Here is a 19,724-nt window from a genome sequence, read left to right as displayed (position 1 = left end):
TTGCTAAAATACGTTCAAGGTCGGCACGGTTTTTCAATGCCTGTTAACCACACGTCCGCAATCGGCAATGCTGCTCCGCGGCAAAGCCCCATAAGGCTCTGAAAAAGAAGGCTTTCGCCATCACGTCCTCGCCGGCGTCGCCGGGCGGCAATCTTGCGGGCACAACGAAAGCTGGTGACAGAGCGAAGCGCTTCGGTTAATCCGGGCCGGCCGCTACGGACCGTCGGTCGCGGCGCTTGCAAGCATCATGGTACAGGGACAACGGCATGGCGGATTCGCCCGACATCATCGGTTCGCTCGCAGACTTGTCGGGAGCCTATTCAGCCATCCTGTGCGACGTCTGGGGCGTGGTGCACAATGGCGAATGGCATTTCCCGGCGGCGGCTGCCGCGCTGATCGCTGCTCGCGCGGCGAAAATACCTGTCGTGCTGATCACCAATTCGCCGCGTCGCAGCGCCGACGTGGTGGCACAGATGAGCGCCATCGGCGTTCCGCCCGCCGCCTACGACCGTGTCGTGACGTCCGGCGACGTTACCCGCGACCTGATCGCCGAAGGGCCGCGAAAGATCTTCCATATAGGCGCCGATCGGGATTTCACGCTCTATGAGGGCCTCGACGTCGAACTCGTCGAGGAGTTCGAAGCATCCGGCGTGGTCTGCACCGGCCTGTTCGATGACGAGGTGGAGAAGCCGGAAGATTATGCCGATCTTCTGCAGAGGCTGCGTGCCAGGAACCTGCCCTTCATTTGCGCCAATCCCGACATCGTCGTCGAGCGCGGCGAACGCATGATCTGGTGCGCAGGCGCTTTGGCCCGCGAATACGCACAGCTTGGCGGACGCACGCTGATCGCCGGCAAACCCTACGCGCCGGTCTATGACGTCGCCATGAAGGAGATCGCCGTCATTCTCGGCCGCCCGGTCGAGCGTTCGCAAGTTCTGGCCATCGGCGACGGCATAATGACCGACATCAAGGGCGCGGCCGACAATGGCTTCGACGTGCTCTACGTATCGGGCGGCATCCATGCCCGCGATTACGGTGAGACGCTGCAGCCGGATCCGGCCAGGCTCGCGGCCTTCCTGGAAAAATATGGCTACAGGCCGGTCGCGGTGATTCCCAGGCTGCAATAGGTTCAAGCCATGACGGCCATGTTCGAACGCATTTCCGCAACCGCACCGCTGCCGGCCCATCTGCGCGGCGGCGTGGTGGCTATCGGCAATTTCGACGGCGTCCACCGCGGCCACCAGGCGGTGCTCGAACGCGCGCGCGCCGAAGCGGAGCGTCGCGGCGTACCCGCCCTGGTGCTGACCTTCGTACCGCATCCGCGAAAGGTGTTTAGGCCGGACATGCCGTTGTTCGTGCTGACGCCGCCGCCGATGAAGGCGCGGCTGTTGTCGCATCTGGGCTTTGCGGCGCTGGTCGAACAGCCGTTCACACGCGAGTTCGCCTCCTTGTCGGCGGAGGCTTTCGTCACCGGCGTGCTCGAGCGCAACCTCGGCATAAGCCACGCCGTCACCGGCTTCGATTTCCATTTCGGCAAGGACCGCCAGGGCGGCCCGGCCTATCTGATGGCTGCCGGCGAGCGCCACGGCTTCGGCGTCACGCTGGTCGATGCGTTTCGCGACGAAAGCGCCGAGGTGGTGTCGTCGAGCCGCATACGCACGCTGCTGTGCGAGGGCAATGTGGCCGAGGCCGCCGGCTTGCTCGGTTACCGTTTCACCGTCGAGGCGGAGGTGATCGGCGGCCAGCAGCTCGGCCGGACGCTCGGCTTTCCGACCGCAAACATGAGGCTTTCGCCGGAAGCGACCCTCAAGGAAGGGATCTATGCCGTCCGCTTCCGCCGCGCCGACGGTTCGCTTCACGATGGCGTCGCCAGCTTCGGCCGCCGGCCGACGGTCGACGGCAATGGCGCGCCATTGCTGGAGACCTTCGTCTTCGACTTTTCCGGCGACCTCTACGGCGAGATTTGTGCCGTGTCCTTCTTCGGCTACCTGCGCTCGGAGGTGAAGTTCGACGGGCTTGACGCGCTGGTCGCCCAGATGAAGCGCGACGAGGCCGAGGCGAAGGCACTGCTCGCCGGCGTCAGGCCGCTTTCCGGGCTGGACGCGGCCATAGCTTTTTAGAGCATGGTCCCGAACCGAAGGTCAGCGAAGCAAAAAGTGGGAACCGGTTTTCCGATTAAGATCATGCTCAACCAGAATTTATCTCTTCAGCGCCACGCCAAGGGCGATGAAGCTCCAGCCCTGGAAGATCAGGTCGACGGCCAGGAACAGGCCCAGCACCCACACGCTGTTGACCGGCCAGCCCATGGCGATGACCAGTCCCGCCAGCGCGCTGATGATGCCGGCCGCGACCACCCAGCCCCAGCCCGGCTGCGGCCGGTGGCTGTAGCCTACCCAGGCCCTGAGCACGCCTGAGGCAAGCAGCGCGACCGCCAGGAGGAAGGTCAGCACCGTCGAGGCGAGGACCGGATTGTCGAAGGCGAAGAAGCCGGCGACGGCGTAGAGGAGGCCGCTGAGCAGCCAATAGAAGAAACGGCCCCATGTCTTCACGCCGAAGGCATGGATGATCTCGACAATGCCGGCCATCAGCATCAGCCAGCCCACGACAAAGACCGAGGCGACGGTTGCGATGAACAGATTGCCGAAGGCAATGCCGCCGAAGACAAGCAGCAGCACCCCGAGCGCGACGAACCATCCCCATTTCGCCCGCGTCTGGCTGATCGCATCTTTCAAGGCATCGCCGTGCAGTGTCATCGCCCTCTCCCTCAAGACTACTTGGCCTTTTTGTCGGCTTTGAAGGTAACGCCGATAGGCCTTCTCGTAAAGCGAGCAGGCTGTGAGGGTCACACCCATGCTCGGGCGGTACGCCTGCGAGACGTCTGCTTTTGGCAAGAGCAGCCGCTGCGAGTTCATTTCCGTGAAACGTGGGCTTGCGCCCTCAGGCCAAACCGTGGTCATGCCGAGGTCTAGTTGGAGAATAGCTCCTGTCCGCAAAGCGGCCGCAACGTCGAGCTTTGATACAGAGCCAGACCTCCAAACGCCGCGCAACGCCGGTCGCATCCGCATTCACAACCTTGCGTCGAGGTCTCAGTAATCGCCGCCCTCGCGATGCAGCGTCGCGAGGATTAGCCCGAGCGCGTTGGGCAAGAAGTAGATTGTTCCGCCGAGCTGGTTCGAGAGCGGCATGGTCTTGGCTTCCCATGACAGGAAATAGTCGCCGGCGATCACCGTGAAGCCGATGCCCCACACCAGGATTGCGCACAGGCAGCCCAACATCATCCATGCCTTGCCATGAGCGAAATCGGCGCTGCTGCCAACCACCTTGCGCAGCATAAGCACAACCCCGATCAGTCCGAATATCCCCGCCATGGTCTCGACGGCCATGATGCCGACGAGTGCCACAGGGGCAGCCCATGGCATGGTGATGGCACGCCATTGCTGCCATGGGTTGCCGTAGGTGTTGGTCATTTCGATCATCGGCTTCACGGCATTCACCAGAGTGTCTTTGAAGTCGGTTGCATCGTTCAACAGACCGAGAAAACCCCACAGGGTGGGGAACAGCGCCATCACGATCAGCCCCAATCGTCCTACGCTGCGCGGATTGACAAGCCGCTCGGCAGTGGTTCCGGCATACGAATTGTCCGGCATCGGAATTCCCCCTCTTTTGAACCTTGCACCGTCGAGCAATCGAAAATTGGCTCACACGGCAGCACCGCCAATATGCACGGACCTCGGACGATTTCTCGCTGATGTTGATCGGGCTGATCGCAAGATGATCGTGGCGCTGGTTCGTCGCTATATTTGCAGGCAGGCAATCGTTATCTTGTCGATGACATTTGGCTGTTCGCCTTTCTCGGCGCTTGGCAAGACTGGGGAAGCAAAATGAGCGATGTGGACGAACACTTCGATCTGATGGAGATCAACGCCGTCCGCAGGCTGTTGACGTCAAAACCACGAACGGTCCGCTGGGACGAACGCCGGGCGCGGCTCGACGAAGTCGGTTCGGTCTGGCCGGTCGCGGAGGACATCCGATGCGAGCGCGTGGTTTTCGATGGCCTCGCGGGCGAGTGGTCCCTGGCGCCTGGGAGTGACAGGGATAAGGTTCTGCTCTTTTTCCACGGTGGTGGCTACTGCTCCGGCTCCCTTAAAAGTCATCGTCGAATGGTTACCGAGGCAGGTCGGGCAATGGGAATACGCACCCTCGCGATCGACTATCGCCGCGCACCGGAACATCCTTTCCCTGCGCAACATGAAGACGCACTCACCGCATGGCGCTTTCTGAGCCGGCAAGGCATCGCGTCGGATCGCATCGTGGTTGGCGGAGACAGTGCGGGCGGCAACCTCACTCTGTGCCTGGTCAGTATATTGCGCACGGCAGGCGAGCCGTTGCCGCGATGTCTTTGGCTGGTTTCGCCTTGGACGGACCTTTCGATGTCCGGCGCGACACTATCAACCAAGGACGCAATCGACCCTATCATCCACCGGGCGTATTTGGAGGAACTGGCAACGGCCTATGTTCCCAATGGCGTTGGTCGGCGCGATCCGCTGATCTCGCCTTTGTTCGCCGATCTGAGCGGATTTCCCCCAATGCTGATACAAGCCGGTTCGGCCGAGACGCTGTTGTCGGACGCAACTCGGCTCGCCGAAGCCGCTGGCGCGGCTGACGTTAAAGTAGGTCTCGAAATTTGGCCTCATATGATTCACGCTTGGCCGGTTTGGAATGCGGGGTTGAGCGCCGGTCGCCGCGCTCTTCACAGCGCAGGCATGTTTGTCCGCGAATGTTTGTAACCCCTGCCGAGGCAACTGCTATCGTATTCCAAACACTTGATCTGGAATCTTGGTGCGCCAAACAATCGACTGCAACGCGGAACAGGCCGGCCAACGCTGCCAATGTTGCGGATATTAAGTCAAATTTTACCGAACTGGCGCCATGGCTTCAGTCAAGGCTGGTTGTATCGGCCAATGCGTTCGACGTATGGAGTAACGATGCGGTCTGTCCCGACGATCTTGGCCGCATTCATGCTCGGCACCTGCGGCGTTGCCAAGGCCGGCGAGGGAACCTTCGGCTGGCTGTCCGGAGACTGGTACCTGACGGTCGGCGCCACCGGCATGGTTGCCCCGAATTTCGAGGGCGGCAAGAAGTACCTGCTCAGTGCCTCGCCGATCATCTCGCTCGGCAAGGCTGGTCCCGCGGCGCGCTTCACCTCGCGCAACGACAATATCTCATTGGCATTGATCGACGATGGCGGCGTCCGCGCCGGCCTGACAGGCAAGTTCCTGTTTTCTCGCGACGGCGGTGACGCCGACGAATTGAAGGGTCTCGACCCGGTGCGCTGGGGCGGCGAGGCTGGCGGCTTCTTCGAATTCTATCCTTTGGATTGGCTGCGTGCCCGCGCCGAATTGCGGCACGGCATTCGCGCCCATAACGGCTTTGTCGCCGACATCGCCGCCGACGCCTTTTACGATGTGACGTCCGACGTCAGGATTTCGGCCGGACCGCGCGTTTCGTTCGCCTCATCGGACTATTTCGACGCCTATTACCGCGTTGATGCCAAGGAGTCCCTGGCCTCGGGACTTAGCGAATATCATCCCGGCGGCGGGGTGAAGTCGGCGGGCCTGGGCGGCGCGGTGACCTGGAAGGTGACCGAGCCGATGACGGCCAGTCTGTTCGGCGAATATTCCCGCCTGATGGGCCCGGCCGCCGATTCCAGCCTGGTCAAGGAGCGCGGCTCCAGGGATCAGTTCATGATCGGCGTGTCGACGACCTATCGCTTCGATTTTTCGATGTGATGTCTACCCCAGCAATCGGGTATCGATAGGATGCGTTGTGACCTCAACGATGTGGATGCCGTCGCGCGCCAGCAAATCTGGGTTGAAGAGATAGTTCCTTGTAAACGGGACGATCACACAGGGGACTTCCATAACGGCGTGCTTGGCTGTGGCGATAAAATCCGTGCCGAGCCGCTGCGTCGTGGCTGTATCGTGCTTCCAGTCATCAGATAATTCCAGAGATGCAACGGTAACGCCGTCCGGCACTTCGATTTCCAGAAGCTGATAGGTCTGGGGCAGGTCTTCCGCGTCCACATGCACCAGAATTTCGAGAAGCGCTGTAGCTGGATGATCGGCGCAGTAGACGATCGGTGTCCCCATGACATGCCAACGGCCGGCGCTGACCATGCCACCGGCGCCGGAGAGATCGGCGTAGCTGGAAATGCGCCACAGCCGCATATGTGTTAGGCGAGAATGCCGTAATCGATGCGATGGAGCTCTTCTTCCACCAGGACGGCACCCGTCTCGGACTGCAAGAGGTTGATCGGTATCTCGTTGAGCACTCTGCTGCGCTTGCGCAACCAACGCTGCGCCTTTTCATGACTGCCGAAAACCCGGTCCGCCATCGCTGAAACCCGCTCAAGTCGCTGGACGCGGTCGGATTCGGTGATCGTCAGAGTCTCGTTTCGCTCTTTACGACGCGCCAGGGTCCGTCGCGGGCCGACGATCTTGTAGATTTCATCACTACTGAAGCCCCGTTGACGGAGCCCTTCGACCCTGGTGACATGAACGAGAAACCGTTCCGTCGCGGTATCGGGAATTGCGGCGTCGGCGGGATCGGCTTCTGGGCGAATCTTGGTATGCAGACTAGACATGAGCTGGCTCCGCTGCCACTTGCCCCTAGATATAGGCGCAAGTGGCACATCATGCAAGGAAAACCACGACAACAAACTAACGACATGATGCCCCGACAGGAAACCGCCGAGAGTTCGGGCTTTTCAACATCGCCTGTGTCGGTTAAAAGCCCAGCCATGACGAGCTTTTCGCGCCTTCTCGCGACTGCGATACGAATTACAGGCCCGGTGTTCCGGGCGGCCTGACCGCCGCCGGAGCCGCCGGGAATCTTGCGCGCGCCTCTCGCGCTTTTTCCAGATCATGATAGTTCAACGCCCGGGCTCTTTTGCCGCCGGGCAACGCATATGGCAGACGAATGACTGATACCGAGACCGCCGAGACGATCGACTATTCCAAAACGCTCTACCTGCCGCAGACGGATTTCCCGATGCGCGCCGGTTTGCCGGAAAAGGAGCCGCTGCTGGTCAAACGCTGGCAGGACATGGACCTTTACCGCAAGTTGCGCGAAGACGCAGCCGGCCGCGAAAAATACGTGCTGCACGACGGCCCGCCCTATGCGAATGGCAACATCCATATCGGCCATGCGCTGAACAAGATCCTCAAGGACGTCATCACCCGCTCGTTCCAGATGCGCGGCTATGACTCGAACTATGTACCCGGCTGGGATTGCCACGGCCTGCCGATCGAATGGAAGATCGAGGAGCAGTACCGCGCCAAGGGCAAGAACAAGGACGAGGTGCCGGTCAACGAGTTCCGGCAGGAATGCCGCGAGTTTGCGGCGCACTGGATCAAGGTGCAGGGTTCCGAATTCCAGCGGCTCGGCGTCGTCGGCGACTTCGACAATCCCTATACGACAATGGCTTTCCATGCCGAGGCGCGGATCGCCGGCGAACTGCTGAAATTCGCCATGTCCGGCCAGCTCTATCGCGGCTCCAAGCCGGTGATGTGGAGCGTGGTCGAGCGCACCGCGCTGGCCGAGGCGGAGGTCGAATACCAGGACTATGAGTCGGACACGATCTGGGCGAAGTTTCCGGTCGTCAGCCTCGCTCGCCAGGTCATCAACATCGAGGATGGCCAGCCAGCCTTGGATCCCAAGCTGACGCAGACGTCGCTCGATCTGCTTGATGCCAACGTCGTCATCTGGACGACGACGCCGTGGACAATCCCCGGCAATCGCGCCGTCAATTACTCGCCGCGCATCAACTATGGTCTCTACGAGGTTACCGCGGCCGAGAACGCCTTTGGTCCTCAGCCCGGCGAAAAGCTGATCTTTGCCGAGAAGCTTGCGGACGACGCTGCCGCGAAGGCCAAGGTCACTCTGAATCGGCTTCGCAGCGTTGGCGCCGAAGAGCTTGAAAACCTTACGCTTTCGCATCCCCTCAAAGCTCTGGGCGGCGGCTACGATTTTCCCGTGCCGATGCTCGCCGGCGATCACGTCACCGACGATGCCGGCACCGGTTTCGTCCACACCGCGCCGGGACATGGCCGCGAAGACTTCGACGCCTGGATGGATGCTGCCTCTGATCTTCGCCAGCGTGGCATCGACACCGCGATCCCCTTCACCGTCGACGATGCCGGCTTCTTCACCAAGGACGCGCCGGGCTTCGGCCCGGACCGCGAGGGTGGAGCGGCGCGCGTCATCGACGACAATGGCAAGAAGGGCAACGCCAACCAGGCTGTCATCGACGAGCTGATCAAGCGCAACGCGCTGTTCGCGCGCGGCCGCCTGAAGCACTCCTATCCGCATTCCTGGCGCTCGAAGAAGCCGATCATCTTCCGCAACACGCCGCAATGGTTCGTCTATATGGACAAGGAGCTTGGCGACGGCACGACGCTGCGCAGCCGCGCCCTAAAAGCCATCGACGATACCCGCTTCGTGCCCGCCGCCGGCCAGAACCGCATCCGCGCCATGATCGAGGAGCGCCCCGACTGGGTGCTGTCGCGCCAGCGCGCCTGGGGCGTGCCGATCGCCGTCTTTGCCGATGCCGACGGCAATGTGCTGCGCGACGAGGCAGTCAACCAGCGCATCATGGACGCCTTCGAGAAAGAAGGCGCCGACGCCTGGTTCGCCGCCGGCGCCAAGGAGCGGTTCCTCGGCAATCACGATGCCTCGAAATGGCAGCAGGTCATGGACATCCTCGATGTCTGGTTCGATTCAGGCTCGACGCATGCCTTCACGCTTGAGGACCGGCCCGACCTGAAATGGCCGGCCGACGTCTATCTCGAAGGCTCCGACCAGCATCGCGGCTGGTTCCACTCCTCGCTGCTCGAAAGCTGCGGCACCAGGGGCAGGGCACCCTACGACACCGTCGTCACCCATGGCTTCACCATGGATGAGGAGGGGCGGAAAATGTCGAAGTCGCTCGGCAACACCGTCGTGCCGCAGGACGTCATCAGGCAGTCCGGCGCCGACATCTTGCGGCTGTGGGTGGTGACGACCGATTATTGGGAAGACCAGCGGCTCGGCAAGAACGTGCTGCAGACCAATATCGACGCCTACCGCAAGCTGCGCAACACCATCCGCTGGATGCTGGGCACGCTCGCCCATGACGACGGTGAGGAGGTGCCGCTGGACAAGATGCCGGAGCTGGAGCGGCTGATGCTGCACCGGCTCGCTGAACTCGATGAAGTCGTACGCTCGGGCTACGACGCGTTCGAATTCAAGCGCATCACCCGCGCGCTGCTCGACTTCATGGTGGTCGAGCTGTCGGCCTTCTATTTCGACATCCGCAAGGACGCGCTTTACTGCGAAGCGCCTTCCAGCGTGAAGCGCAAGGCTTCCGTGCAGGTGGTGCGCCATCTCTTCGACTGCCTGGTGAAATGGCTGGCGCCGATGCTGCCCTTCACCATGGAAGAGGCTTGGCTCGACCGTCATCCGGATGCGGTCTCCCTGCATCTCGACCAGTTCCCGGAGATCCCGGCGGACTGGAAGAACGAGGCGCTGGCGGAGAAGTGGCGCAAGGTGCGGCAGGTCCGCCGTGTCGTCACCGGGGCGTTGGAAATCGCCCGTGCGCAGAAGGTCATCGGCTCTTCGCTGGAAGCGGTGCCGGTCGTCACCCTCGACGATGCCGTGCTCGAAGCGGCGATCGCCGATGTCGACATGGCCGAGACGGCGATCACCAGCGATCTGGTTATCATGCACGGCAATGCGCCGGCGGGCAGCTTTACCCTCGACGACGTCAAGGGCGTCGCCGTGGTCGTCGAGAAGGCGGAGGACCGTGGCCTGGTGAAGTGCGCGCGCTCCTGGCGCTACACCGCCGATGTCGGCTCAGATCCGGAATTCCCGGATGTTTCGGCCCGTGACGCCGCTGTTCTGCATGAGCTGAAGGCTTTGAGCCGTCTTTGAGGCGGTGCACAAATGCCACGGCGGGGGCCGATCGGCCCTCGCGCGTTGCCCTTAACGAGTGGTTGAGGTAAACACGCGAAACTCCGGACGACAAATTGTCGCCGGAATTCCGTCGGAAGAGCATAGGCGATGGGGACCGGACCTTTCTTTGGCCGGCGGCAATCGAGAGGCTGTCTACAGTGGGACTTTTTGGCATGACCGAGAGAACTTACGCGCGCGTTGCGCTGCTGGCGCCGCTTGTCGTATCGGGCCTCGCTTTGTCCGGCTGCATGGGCTCGCCCACTTACGGGACCGACAAGACCGCGGGCGCGCAGCTTGCCGGCGACCTCACCGGGGCTTTTTCCTTCGCACCCAAGCGCAAGGATAGTATCGACTACAAGCCGCGCCCCACGCTGGTGAAGCCAGGGCCGGGGCAGAAGGAAGTCTTGCCGCCGCCGCAGGAAAGCATCGAGACGGCAAGCGCCGAATGGCCCGAATCGCCGGAGCAGCGCCGTGCCCGCCTGCGCGCCGATGCCACCCTGCATCAGGACGACCCGGCCTACCAGGCGCAGGTCATCGATGACGTGCAGACGGATCCGGCGTCGGTCAAGGCCGCGCTGAAGCAGTCGGGCTCGAGCCACCCGCCAGCCTGGACTCCGGCCGATTCGGACAAGAGCCGCGCCGCGGAAATCATGCGCCGCCGGGCTGAAGGCAAACAGGGCGACCCGACCACCCGCAGATATCTGAGCGAGCCGCCGGTGCAATACCGCGCTGCCGCCGCCACCGCGCCGCAGGGTGACCTCGGCGAGGACGAGTACAAGAAGGAACGCCGCCTCAAGAGGGAGGCGGCCGCCAAGAGTAAGAGCGGCGGCATGTTCGACTGGCTGCCCTGGTAGGCTGACGGCGCCAGAGACGTTCTTGCCCTGGATTGGCTGGCTGGATTGGCTGACTTGGATTTGGACCGTCTGCCGGACCAGAAATCAGGGTCCGCGTCGCTCGCGAAAAAAGTCCTTCAGCAATGCTGCTGCTGCGTTCTCGGCCATGCCCGGATAGATATCGGGCACATGGTGGCAGGTCGGTGACGTGAAGAAGCGAACGCCGTTGACCACTGCGCCGCCCTTCTCGTCGGCAGCGCCGAAATAAAGCCGGCGCAGCCTGGCGAAGGAGATGGCGCCGGCGCACATGGCGCACGGCTCCAGCGTCACATAGAGATCGTGGCCGCTGAGCCGCTCGCTGGAAAGCTTGCGGCAGGCCTCGCGGATCGCCAGCATCTCGGCATGGGCGGTGGGATCGGCAAACTCGCGGGTGCGGTTGCCGGCACTCGCAACGACCGTATCGCCGCCGGCGACGACCGCGCCAACCGGCACTTCGCCACGCAGGGCGGCGGCTTCGGCTTCTTTAAGCGCCAGCGCCATGAAATCCCGCCGCTTCACGCGGTTTCCATTCCGATTATCTCCTCGCCACTAGAGCGCGATCCTGTTACTACCCGCGCAAACGAGCAAAGGCCACATGGACGACAAAAACAAGAAATTCCCGCGCAAGGCCGGCCCGAAGCCGGCGGGGCCGCGTGGTCGCGATGGCGCTCCCGGCAAGGGTGGCAAGCCGTCCTTCGGCGCCAAAAAACCTTACGCTCCGCGCGGCGACCGGCCGGCGGCAGCCGAAGGCGAGCGGCCGAAGCGCGACTTCAAAGGCGGCGACAGGCCGTTCAGCAAAGGGCCGCGTCCGGAGGGCACGCCTTATGAAAAGCGCGAAGGTCCGCGCAAGCCTTACGCACCGCGCGGCGACCGGCCAGCAGCTGCCGAAAGCGAGCGCGGCGAGAGGCGCTTCGACCGTCCCAAGCGTGATTTTGGCGATCGTCCCAAGCGTGATTTTGGCGGCGATCGACCGCAAGGGGCACAAAGGGCACAGGCGGCATCGGAAGGCGGCTTCAAGCCGCGCCCGCGTCGTGTCGAGGCAACGGAAGAAGCCGGCGAACGCATTGCCAAGCGGCTGGCGCGTGCCGGCCTGGCCTCGCGCCGCGACGCCGAGGAATTGATTGCGGCCGGCCGCGTCAAGGTCAATGGCAAGGTGTTGTCCTCGCCGGCCTTCAACGTCATGCCCGGCGACATCATCCATCTCGATGGCATGGAGATCCCGCCGATCGAGCGCACCAGGCTGTTCCTGTTCCACAAGCCGGCCGGCGTGGTCACGACAAACCGCGATCCCGAAGGCCGCAAGACCGTCTTCGACGTGCTGCCGCCCGGGCTGCCGCGGCTGATGACCATCGGCCGGCTCGACATCAACACCGAAGGCCTGCTGCTGCTCACCAATGATGGCGGCCTGTCGCGCGTGCTCGAACTGCCGGCGACCGGCTGGTTGCGACGCTACCGCGTGCGCGTCCACGGCAAGGTCGAGGAAAGCGCGCTTGCCGGCCTGCGCGAAGGCATTGCCGTCGACGGCGTCTTTTACGGCGCCATCGAAGCGACGCTCGACCGCGAGCAGGGCTCGAACGCCTGGCTGACACTCGGCCTGCGCGAAGGCAAGAACCGCGAGGTCAGGAACATCCTGGGCGCGCTCGGTCTCGACGTGACGCGGCTGATCCGCATTTCCTACGGGCCGTTCCAGCTCGACGATTTGCCGGAAGGCCATGTGCTGGAGATCAAGGGCCGCGTGCTGCGCGACCAGCTCGGCGAGCGCCTGGTCGAAGAGTCCGGCGCCAATTTCGATGCCGATATCGCCAAGCCGTTTTCCAACAAGCCGGTCAGGCGTGAGCGCGAGGAGGAGCCCGAGCGGCCGAAATTCACCCGCGACGGCGAACGCCGGCCGATCGGCGAAGGCGGCCTGATCAAGAACCGCAAGCGGCGCGAGGGCAGCCGCGACGAAGCGCTCGGCAAGCTGTCGACAAGCCCTGACAGGAGCTTTGGGCCAAAAAAGAGCTTTGGCGAGCGTGGCCCCAGACCTGAACGCAGCGACTTCGGGGACAAACCCCGTGGCGACAAGCCTCGTGGCGGCTTCGGTGGGAAAAAATCCGAACGCGAGCAGCGGCCGATCGAGCCGCCGGGCCAGCGCAAGGCCAATGTCTGGATGGCGCCGGGCGCACGGCCGATCGGCAAGGGCAGAGCGGAGGCAGACGCCGCCAAGGCGGCAGAAAACAAGGCGCGCAAGGCATCGTTCAAGCCGTCTTACGGCAAGCCCGGCGGCAAGCCGCAAGGCGGCGGTGCAAAGCCGTTCGGCAAACCGCGCGGCGAGCGCCCGGATGGCGGTGGCGACCGGCCGCGCGGCGGCCCGAAAGGAAGCAATGCGGATCGTCGGCGGTGAGTTTCGCGGGCGTCCGCTGGCGACGCCCCGCACCTTTGCCATCCGCCCGACCACCGACCGCACGCGTGAGGCGGTCTTCAACGTGCTGGCGCATCGCTTTCCCGAAAGACTGGACGGCGCGCGCGTGCTCGACCTGTTCGCCGGCACCGGCGCGCTCGGCCTCGAAGCGCTGTCGCGCGGCGCCTCCTACGCTGTCTTCATCGAGGAATCCGCCGAAGGGCGCGGCCTGATCCGCACCAATGTCGAGGCCTTCGGCCTCACCGGCCGCACCAAGATTTTCCGCCGCGACGCGACGGGCTTGGGCGAGGCGGGCACCATCGCCGCATTCGGCCTGGTCTTTGCCGATCCGCCCTATGGCAAAGGCCTTGGCGAACGCGCCTTGCGCTCGGCCAAGGCCGGTGGCTGGCTCGCCCCCGGCGCGCTCTGCGTCGTCGAGGAAGCGGCGGTGGCGCCGTTCGAGGCAGGGCCGGGCTTTTCGGTTGTCGACGAGCGCAACTATGGCGAGACGGTCATCCGGTTCATCGAGGCCGCCTGAGTTCGGCTTCCACGATGGCGCCTTCAAAATGACGAACAATTCGCTTTGCCTCGACCAGCAACCCCGCCTATCGTCCCACTACAAACCGGAGCCATCTATGACATTTCAGGCTGAATGGCTGCGCGGAACGCTCTTGGGACTGGCTCTGGTGATGGCCGCGCCGGCTCTGGCGGATAACAATCCTGACGATGGCGTCGTCACCGATTTCCTGCTCGACAACGGCATGGAGATCGTCGTCATCCCCGATCACCGCGCCCCCATCGTCACCCATATGGTCTGGTACAAGATCGGCAGCGCCGACGAGCCGCCGGGCAAGTCCGGCATTGCCCATTTCTTCGAGCATCTGATGTTCAAGGCGACCAGCAACCATGCGGCGGGCGAGCTCGACCGTGCCGTCGCCGCCATCGGCGGCTCGGACAACGCCTTCACCTCCTACGACTACACCGCCTTTCACGAGACGGTGGTGCCTCAGGCGCTCGGTGAGATGATGGGCTTCGAGGCCGACCGCATGCGCAATCTCATCCTCAACGACGACGTCATCAAAACCGAGCGCGACGTCATCCTCGAGGAGCGCCGCTCGCGCATCGATAGCAATCCGCAGGCGGTGCTCGACGAGGAGATCGACGCCACGCTGTGGCAGAACCAGCCGTACCGCATTCCGGTCATCGGCTGGATGCAGGAGATGGAGAAGCTGAACCGCACCGACGCGATGGCCTTCTACAACAAATATTATACACCCAATAACGCCGTGCTGGTGGTGGCCGGCGATGTCGAGCCGGAAACGGTCAAGGCGCTGGCCGAAAAGACCTATGGCAAGGTCGCGCGCGGCCCGGATCTGCCGCCGCGCATCCGCCCGGTCGAGCCGGAGCAGAACACCAGGCGCACGGTGACGCTGACCGACGGGCGCGTCAGCGTGCCGAGCTTTACCACGCAATGGGTGGTTCCGTCCTATCACACGGCAAAGCCCGGCGAAGCCGAAGCGCTCGACGTGCTGTCCGAAATCCTCGGCGGCGGCAACCGCAGCCGGCTCTACCAGGAGCTTGTCGTCAGGCAAGGCATCGCCGCCGAGGCCGGCGCCTTCTTCCAGGGCACCATGCTCGACGACACCAATTTCACCGTCTACGGCGCGCCGCGCGGCGATGCCAAGCTTGCCGACATCGAGGCCGCGGTCGACGCCGAGATCGCCCGCATCGCGAAAGACGGCGTCACCAGCGACGAGCTGGAAAAATCCAAGGACCGTTTCGTACGCTCGATGATCTTTGCCCGCGACAAGCAGGAGGACATGGCCAACATCTACGGCTCGACGCTCGCCACAGGCGGTAACGTCCAGAACGTCCAGCAATGGCCGGACCGCATCCGCAAGGTCACCGCCGACCAGGTCAAGGAAGTCGCTGCCCGCTATCTCAATCTCGACCACGCAACGACCGGCTATCTTCTGCCGCAAACCCAAGCTGGGAATTGATTTGATGATGAGCCAGCATGGTCCCGCTCTGCCTTCCCCCCTCGTGGGCTCCTCACCTTCTCCCACAAGGGGAGAAGGGAAGCGCCAGCACGCCGGCCCTCTTCTAGCAACCCTGTTCCTCTCCCTTCTCTTTGTCATCCTGCCGGCGCTTTCCGCTCGCGCCGCCGTGAACATCCAGGAGGTGACCTCGTCGAAGGGCATCACCGCCTGGCTGGTGGAGGATTATTCGGTGCCGATCGTCGCTATCCGCTTCGTTTTCGATGGCGGCGCGACGCAGGATCCGCCCGGCAAGGAAGGGCTTGCCAATCTGATGAGCGGCCTGTTCGACGAAGGTGCCGGCAACCTCGACAGCGAGGCCTTCCAGATCAAGCTTGACGATGTCGGCGCCGAGATGAGCTTCGATGCGCAGCGCGACGGCATCTACGGCTCGATGCGCATGCTGGCCGAGCAGCGCGACGGCGCCTTCGACCTGTTGCGGGTGGCGGTCAACCAGCCGCGCTTCGACCAGGTGCCGATCGACCGCATCCGCGCGCAGATCCTGTCCGGCATCATCGCCAACGAGCGCGATCCCGATACGCTCGCCCAACGCAAATGGCTGGACGCGATCTACGGCACGCATCCCTATGCGCGGCCCGACCAGGGCACCAGGCAAAGCATCGCGATGATTACGCCGGCCGATCTCAGCGCCTTCCACAAGGCAAGTTTCGCCCGTGACGGCCTGCATGTCGCGGTGGTCGGCGCCATCGACGCCGAGACGCTGAAGCAGAAGCTCGACCTGGTGTTCGGCAGCCTGCCGGAAAAGCAGGCGCTTACGCCCGTTCCCGACATCGACCTGAAGCTCGGCCAGCAGCTCGAGGTCGTTTACGACCAGCCGCAGGCCTCGCTGCAACTCGCCTATCCCGGCGTGAAGCGGAATGCGCCGGATTTCTTCGCCGCCGTGCTGATGAACGAGATCCTCGGCGGCGGCACCTTCACCTCGCGGCTGTTCGACGAGGTGCGCGAGAAGCGCGGCCTGGCCTACAGCGTCAGCTCCGACCTCGTCGACCACCAGCATTCCGAGGCGCTGTCCATCACCACCTCGACCCGCGCCGATAGGGCGGCCGAGACGCTGGCCGTGGTGCGCGACGTGGTCAAGCGCATGGCCGAGGAGGGGCCGACCGAAGCCGAGCTGGCGGCGACCAAGAAATACATGATCGGCGCCTATGCCATCAACAATCTGAATTCCTCCGGCGCGATCGCCTCAACGCTGCTCGAGATTCAGCTCGGCAAGCTCGGCATCGACTACATGCAGCGCCGCGCCGCCCTGATAAACGCGGTGACGTTGGACCAGGTGAAAGCGGTGGCGAAAAAGCTGCTCTCCGCCGAGCCGGCCGTCATGGTGGTCGGGCCGAAGCTCGGCGCGGCCAACAAGGGATGAGCCCTAGCTTCGGCATCGCCTTTGGCGGCGGCGGGGCGCGTGGGCTGGCGCATATCCATGTCATCGAGGCGCTGGACGAGCTGGGCATAAGGCCGGCAGCAATCGCCGGCTCGTCGATCGGCGCCATCATGGGCGCCGGCATGGCCTCGGGCATGACCGGCAAGGACATCCACGACTATACGCGCTCGATCCTCGGCCGCCGCGCCGAAGTGGCGACGCGCATGTGGCGGGCGCGGCCCGGCACTTTTGCCGAAGCGTTGCAGGGCGGCTTGCGGGTCAGCCAGTTCAATGTCGAGCGCATCCTCAAGGCGTTCCTGCCCGACGCCATTCCCGAAACCTTCGCCGAATTGAAGATACCGCTGAAGGTGACGGCAACGGACTTTTATGGCCACCAGCTCGCCGTGTTCGACGAAGGCGAGCTGCATTCGGCGCTGGCCGCTTCGGCGGCGATCCCGGCGGTGTTCCGCCCGGTGATGCGCGACGGCAGGCTGCTGATCGACGGCGGCATCTACAATCCCGTGCCGTTCGACCTGATCGAGCTCGACGCCGACATCATCATCGCCGTCGACGTGGTCGGCGCGCCGACCGAGGCGGGCCGCAAATTCCCGACCTCCGTCGACCTGATGTTCGGCGCCACGCAGCTGATGATGCAGTCGATCATCGCCAGCAAGCTGAACCAGAGCCGGCCCGACATATTGATCAGGCCGGCGGTGTCGAAATACCGGGTGCTCGATTTCATGAAGGTCGAGGCGCTGATGGCCGAGACGGTGGCGATCAAGGACGAGCTGAAGCGCGAGATCGAGAAGGCGGTCGAGGCCCGCGCCAAGGCCGAAGCCAGCAAGCGCACGAACCGTCTCGGCGGATAACCGTAATCAAGCGTCCGGCGTCAGCGCCCGCTGGACCATGAGCGTATCCTTCGTAAGGGGCGCGGATCAGCTCGCGATTGGCGGCCATCTCAGCCCCACTTCATCTCGCCGGTGGCAACCTTGGAGCCGATGTCGAGCGCGACGCCCATGCCGAGGCCGGGGAAGCGGGCGTCCATGGCGCTCTTCAGTGCGGCAGCGTCCTTGGCCTTGGCCAGTTCTTCCTCGAAGGCGACGAGATAGGTTTTGGTGTGCTCGACGCCTGAAAGGTCCGTAGCGGCCTCAGGCGTCATGTGCCCGGGCACGACGATTGCCGGCTTGCGCGCCGCGATCTTTTCGAGATTGGCGAGCCAGGCGGCGCGCAGTTCCCTGGTCGGCGTGTCGGCGGTCCAGACATGCACGCCGGCAAAGATCATCACCCCGCCGAACACCGCATTCAGCGACGGCACGAAGAGATAGCGCCGGTTGGCGAGGCCTTCCGCGGCGACGATCTCGATGGTCTCGCCATCGACGCTGAGCGTCTTGCCGTCGAACGTTTCGGGGATGACGACGTCGGCCAGCGCCTGCGGGCCATTCTCCTTCAGCTGCGGCCCCCAGACGGCGAGCTTCTTTTCGACATTGCCGTTGATGGCGGCCACCGTCTCGGCTGCGGCGATCACCCGTACCTGCGGGAACGCCTCCTTGATCGGCTTGAGGCCGAAATAATAGTCCGGGTCGGACTGGCTGACATAGATGGTGGTGAGCGTCTTGCCCGTCGCCTTGATCGCCTCGGCCACGGCCCGGCCGTCGGGGTAAGTGAAACCGCCATCGATCAGCACGGCTTCGGTGGCGCCGGAGACCAGCACCGGGGCGCGGAAGAAGCCGTTTTGCCCGGCGGGGAAATGTTTCCAGGAAAGCCCGCCGGCCGCATGGCCAAGCCCGGCGGGAGCAAAGACCGCGGCAGCGCCGGCGGCGAGGGTGGTTTTCATGATGCTTCTCCGTGTGAACATGGATGTCTCCTGGGATCCGGAATTCGGCGGCCTCGATGCCCGCAAGATGGCAAAAGCGGAATGCGTATTGAAGGCCGACAAAATAGACGTAATGTATGCCATTGCCTGACAATGAGACTGCCTCTGCCATGAGCGAAGCATGAACCTGAACCGGCTGGCCTATTTCGCGGCGGTGGTCGATGCCGGCTCGTTCACGCGGGCCGCCGAGCGGCTGGGCATCACCAAGGCGGTGGTCAGCCAGCAGGTGGCGCGGCTGGAGCGCGATGTCGGAACGACGCTGCTGATCCGCACGACGCGGCGCGTCCATCCGACCGAGGCCGGCCGAACGTTCCATGCCCGCTGCCTGCAGGTCCTGCAGCAGGCCGAGGATGCATTCGACGAGCTCGCGCAGGCCGCCGCCGAGCCGACTGGCACGCTGCGCATCGCCGCGTCCAACGACTACGGCACATCGGCGGTGGTGCCGGTGGTCGCCGCCTTCAGCGCGCGCTATCCCGCCTGCCGGGTGGAGCTGACGCTGGGCGACGAGACGATCGACCTGGTTTCCGGCCACATCGACGTGGCCATCCGCGTCGGCTGGCTGGCCGATTCCAGCCTGCAGGCCCGGCGCATCGGCACCTTCCAACAATTCATGGTATGCGGCGCCGGCTTTGCAGGCCGGTTCACCGCCGGCGAACCGCAAGACCTCGCCGGGCTGCCCTTCGTCGCCAACATGGCGCTGCGCGAACCGCTGCTATGGCAATTTTCGCGCGGCGATGACGAGCAGGCCGTGCGCATGCAGGCAACGATTTCGATCGACGCAACGCCGGCAGTGCTGGCAGCGGTCCGCGCCGGCGCCGGCCTGTCGGTGCTGCCGGACTTTTTGGTGCGGGACGAACTGGCCGCCGGGCGGCTGGTGCAGATCCTGCCCGAGTGGCGGCTGCCCTCCGGCGGCATCTACACAGTCTACCCCGCCGCCCGCTTCCGCCCGCCCAAGGTGACGAGGTTTGTCGAGATGCTGATCGCGGCCGAGCAGAAGCTGGAGGCAGGCGGGCGGGGGCGGTAGCTTGGGTGAGGCGCTGATGGCCGAAGCTGCGATCTCCCCCCTTGAGGGGGAGATGGCCGGCAGGCCAGAGGGGGTCGGTTCGACCGGGCGCGGCCTGCCTCTTGCGTCGGTGGGGGTTGGCGCATTACGCGAGACGCCCCCCTCTGCCCTGCCGGGCATCTCCCCCTCAAG

The 19,724-nt window shown here is 64.0% G+C and carries 19 protein-coding genes; 13 read left to right on the top strand and 6 right to left on the bottom strand.

The window, feature by feature from the left end; all coding sequences use genetic code 11:
• Positions 1-266 precede the first annotated feature (266 nt).
• Together NKI52_RS19355 and NKI52_RS19350 are read left to right on the top strand one after the other, a co-directional pair.
• The gene (locus NKI52_RS19355) at positions 267-1,127 is read left to right on the top strand and encodes a TIGR01459 family HAD-type hydrolase (protein WP_352593008.1); all 861 of its coding nucleotides are present in this window, start codon (positions 267-269) and stop codon (positions 1,125-1,127) included.
• Between the two features lie 9 nt (positions 1,128-1,136).
• Positions 1,137-2,120, top strand: coding sequence for a bifunctional riboflavin kinase/FAD synthetase (locus NKI52_RS19350; protein ID WP_352699136.1), 984 nt, complete (start codon positions 1,137-1,139; stop codon positions 2,118-2,120).
• A 78-nt stretch (positions 2,121-2,198) separates the two neighbouring features.
• Here the strand turns inward: NKI52_RS19350 and NKI52_RS19345 are convergent, their stop codons facing one another.
• Both NKI52_RS19345 and NKI52_RS19340 read right to left on the bottom strand, forming a co-directional pair.
• Positions 2,199-2,753, bottom strand: coding sequence for an HdeD family acid-resistance protein (locus NKI52_RS19345; RefSeq protein WP_352699134.1), 555 nt, complete (start codon positions 2,751-2,753; stop codon positions 2,199-2,201).
• A gap of 333 nt (positions 2,754-3,086) precedes the next feature.
• Positions 3,087-3,647 (bottom strand): DUF2165 family protein, encoded by a 561-nt coding sequence (locus NKI52_RS19340; RefSeq protein WP_352699132.1) that lies wholly within the window; start codon positions 3,645-3,647, stop codon positions 3,087-3,089.
• A gap of 234 nt (positions 3,648-3,881) precedes the next feature.
• On the opposite strand from NKI52_RS19340, the gene NKI52_RS19335 reads away from it, so the two are divergent.
• Entirely contained in the window at positions 3,882-4,787 is a 906-nt protein-coding gene (locus NKI52_RS19335) for an alpha/beta hydrolase (RefSeq protein ID WP_352699130.1), read from the top strand.
• A gap of 198 nt (positions 4,788-4,985) precedes the next feature.
• Positions 4,986-5,789: a MipA/OmpV family protein gene (locus tag NKI52_RS19330; RefSeq protein WP_352699128.1), complete on the top strand. Its 804-nt coding sequence runs from the start codon at positions 4,986-4,988 to the stop codon at positions 5,787-5,789.
• Between the two features lie 3 nt (positions 5,790-5,792).
• On the opposite strand, the gene NKI52_RS19325 is transcribed toward NKI52_RS19330, so the two are convergent.
• Together NKI52_RS19325 and NKI52_RS19320 are read right to left on the bottom strand one after the other, a co-directional pair.
• A complete protein-coding gene (locus tag NKI52_RS19325) occupies positions 5,793-6,227 on the bottom strand; it encodes an RES family NAD+ phosphorylase (protein ID WP_023674343.1) in 435 nt (144 codons plus the stop codon).
• 5 nt (positions 6,228-6,232) lie between these two features.
• On the bottom strand, positions 6,233-6,643 hold the full coding sequence (locus tag NKI52_RS19320; RefSeq protein ID WP_352699126.1) for an Xre family toxin-antitoxin system antitoxin: 411 nt from the start codon (positions 6,641-6,643) through the stop codon (positions 6,233-6,235).
• Between the two features lie 335 nt (positions 6,644-6,978).
• Between NKI52_RS19320 and ileS the strand changes: the two genes are divergently transcribed.
• Both ileS and NKI52_RS19310 read left to right on the top strand, forming a co-directional pair.
• On the top strand, positions 6,979-9,969 hold the full coding sequence (gene ileS, locus NKI52_RS19315) for an isoleucine--tRNA ligase (RefSeq protein WP_352699124.1): 2,991 nt from the start codon (positions 6,979-6,981) through the stop codon (positions 9,967-9,969).
• 194 nt (positions 9,970-10,163) lie between these two features.
• Positions 10,164-10,844 carry a hypothetical protein gene (locus tag NKI52_RS19310; protein ID WP_352458053.1) on the top strand — a complete coding sequence of 227 codons (681 nt, stop codon included), beginning with the start codon at positions 10,164-10,166 and terminating at the stop codon, positions 10,842-10,844.
• 84 nt (positions 10,845-10,928) lie between these two features.
• Here the strand turns inward: NKI52_RS19310 and NKI52_RS19305 are convergent, their stop codons facing one another.
• Complete coding sequence (locus tag NKI52_RS19305; protein ID WP_352699122.1) at positions 10,929-11,381, bottom strand: nucleoside deaminase; 453 nt, start codon at positions 11,379-11,381, stop codon at positions 10,929-10,931.
• A 76-nt stretch (positions 11,382-11,457) separates the two neighbouring features.
• Between NKI52_RS19305 and NKI52_RS19300 the strand changes: the two genes are divergently transcribed.
• The 5 genes from NKI52_RS19300 (at position 11,458) to NKI52_RS19280 (ending at position 17,525) form a co-directional block, all read left to right on the top strand.
• Positions 11,458-13,245: a pseudouridine synthase gene (locus NKI52_RS19300; RefSeq protein WP_352699120.1), complete on the top strand. Its 1,788-nt coding sequence runs from the start codon at positions 11,458-11,460 to the stop codon at positions 13,243-13,245.
• Positions 13,226-13,780: a 16S rRNA (guanine(966)-N(2))-methyltransferase RsmD gene (rsmD, locus tag NKI52_RS19295; RefSeq protein ID WP_352616872.1), complete on the top strand. Its 555-nt coding sequence runs from the start codon at positions 13,226-13,228 to the stop codon at positions 13,778-13,780. The genes NKI52_RS19300 and rsmD overlap by 20 nt, the downstream gene beginning before the upstream one ends.
• 97 nt (positions 13,781-13,877) lie before the next feature.
• Positions 13,878-15,242, top strand: a complete 1,365-nt coding sequence (locus NKI52_RS19290; protein ID WP_352624310.1) for a M16 family metallopeptidase — start codon at positions 13,878-13,880, stop codon at positions 15,240-15,242.
• Positions 15,243-15,408: 166 nt separating this feature from the next.
• A complete protein-coding gene (locus tag NKI52_RS19285; protein ID WP_502897770.1) occupies positions 15,409-16,659 on the top strand; it encodes a M16 family metallopeptidase in 1,251 nt (416 codons plus the stop codon).
• Entirely contained in the window at positions 16,656-17,525 is an 870-nt protein-coding gene (locus NKI52_RS19280) for a patatin-like phospholipase family protein (protein ID WP_352569779.1), read from the top strand. Before NKI52_RS19285 ends, NKI52_RS19280 begins: the two co-directional genes overlap by 4 nt.
• A gap of 89 nt (positions 17,526-17,614) precedes the next feature.
• Here the strand turns inward: NKI52_RS19280 and NKI52_RS19275 are convergent, their stop codons facing one another.
• Positions 17,615-18,511 carry an MBL fold metallo-hydrolase gene (locus tag NKI52_RS19275; RefSeq protein WP_352699115.1) on the bottom strand — a complete coding sequence of 299 codons (897 nt, stop codon included), beginning with the start codon at positions 18,509-18,511 and terminating at the stop codon, positions 17,615-17,617.
• Here NKI52_RS19275 and NKI52_RS19270 point away from each other — a divergent pair.
• Positions 18,489-18,620, top strand: coding sequence for a hypothetical protein (locus NKI52_RS19270; protein ID WP_023674354.1), 132 nt, complete (start codon positions 18,489-18,491; stop codon positions 18,618-18,620). The two genes, NKI52_RS19275 and NKI52_RS19270, sit on opposite strands and share 23 nt — an antisense overlap.
• A 30-nt stretch (positions 18,621-18,650) precedes the next feature.
• Entirely contained in the window at positions 18,651-19,553 is a 903-nt protein-coding gene (locus NKI52_RS19265; protein WP_352699113.1) for a LysR family transcriptional regulator, read from the top strand.
• Positions 19,554-19,724 lie beyond the last annotated feature (171 nt).

It is taken from the genome of Mesorhizobium sp. M0590, from assembly GCF_040320905.1.
GTDB lineage: Bacteria > Pseudomonadota > Alphaproteobacteria > Rhizobiales > Rhizobiaceae > Mesorhizobium.
This window is presented reverse-complemented; position numbering and strand designations above follow the sequence as displayed.

Excerpts from the sequence above, each read along its gene's own strand:
- NKI52_RS19355 (WP_352593008.1), top strand. The coding sequence starts at position 267 with ATGGCGGATTCGCCCGACATCATCGGTTCGCTCGCAGACTTGTCGGGA.
- NKI52_RS19350 (WP_352699136.1), top strand. The coding sequence starts at position 1,137 with ATGACGGCCATGTTCGAACGCATTTCCGCAACCGCACCGCTGCCGGCC.
- NKI52_RS19345 (WP_352699134.1), bottom strand. The coding sequence starts at position 2,753 with ATGACACTGCACGGCGATGCCTTGAAAGATGCGATCAGCCAGACGCGG.
- NKI52_RS19340 (WP_352699132.1), bottom strand. The coding sequence starts at position 3,647 with ATGCCGGACAATTCGTATGCCGGAACCACTGCCGAGCGGCTTGTCAAT.
- NKI52_RS19335 (WP_352699130.1), top strand. The coding sequence starts at position 3,882 with ATGAGCGATGTGGACGAACACTTCGATCTGATGGAGATCAACGCCGTC.
- NKI52_RS19330 (WP_352699128.1), top strand. The coding sequence starts at position 4,986 with ATGCGGTCTGTCCCGACGATCTTGGCCGCATTCATGCTCGGCACCTGC.
- NKI52_RS19325 (WP_023674343.1), bottom strand. The coding sequence starts at position 6,227 with ATGCGGCTGTGGCGCATTTCCAGCTACGCCGATCTCTCCGGCGCCGGT.
- NKI52_RS19320 (WP_352699126.1), bottom strand. The coding sequence starts at position 6,643 with ATGTCTAGTCTGCATACCAAGATTCGCCCAGAAGCCGATCCCGCCGAC.
- ileS (WP_352699124.1), top strand. The coding sequence starts at position 6,979 with ATGACTGATACCGAGACCGCCGAGACGATCGACTATTCCAAAACGCTC.
- NKI52_RS19310 (WP_352458053.1), top strand. The coding sequence starts at position 10,164 with ATGACCGAGAGAACTTACGCGCGCGTTGCGCTGCTGGCGCCGCTTGTC.
- NKI52_RS19300 (WP_352699120.1), top strand. The coding sequence starts at position 11,458 with ATGGACGACAAAAACAAGAAATTCCCGCGCAAGGCCGGCCCGAAGCCG.
- rsmD (WP_352616872.1), top strand. The coding sequence starts at position 13,226 with ATGCGGATCGTCGGCGGTGAGTTTCGCGGGCGTCCGCTGGCGACGCCC.
- NKI52_RS19290 (WP_352624310.1), top strand. The coding sequence starts at position 13,878 with ATGACATTTCAGGCTGAATGGCTGCGCGGAACGCTCTTGGGACTGGCT.
- NKI52_RS19280 (WP_352569779.1), top strand. The coding sequence starts at position 16,656 with ATGAGCCCTAGCTTCGGCATCGCCTTTGGCGGCGGCGGGGCGCGTGGG.
- NKI52_RS19270 (WP_023674354.1), top strand. The coding sequence starts at position 18,489 with ATGATGCTTCTCCGTGTGAACATGGATGTCTCCTGGGATCCGGAATTC.
- NKI52_RS19275 (WP_352699115.1), bottom strand. The coding sequence starts at position 18,511 with ATGTTCACACGGAGAAGCATCATGAAAACCACCCTCGCCGCCGGCGCT.
- NKI52_RS19265 (WP_352699113.1), top strand. The coding sequence starts at position 18,651 with ATGAACCTGAACCGGCTGGCCTATTTCGCGGCGGTGGTCGATGCCGGC.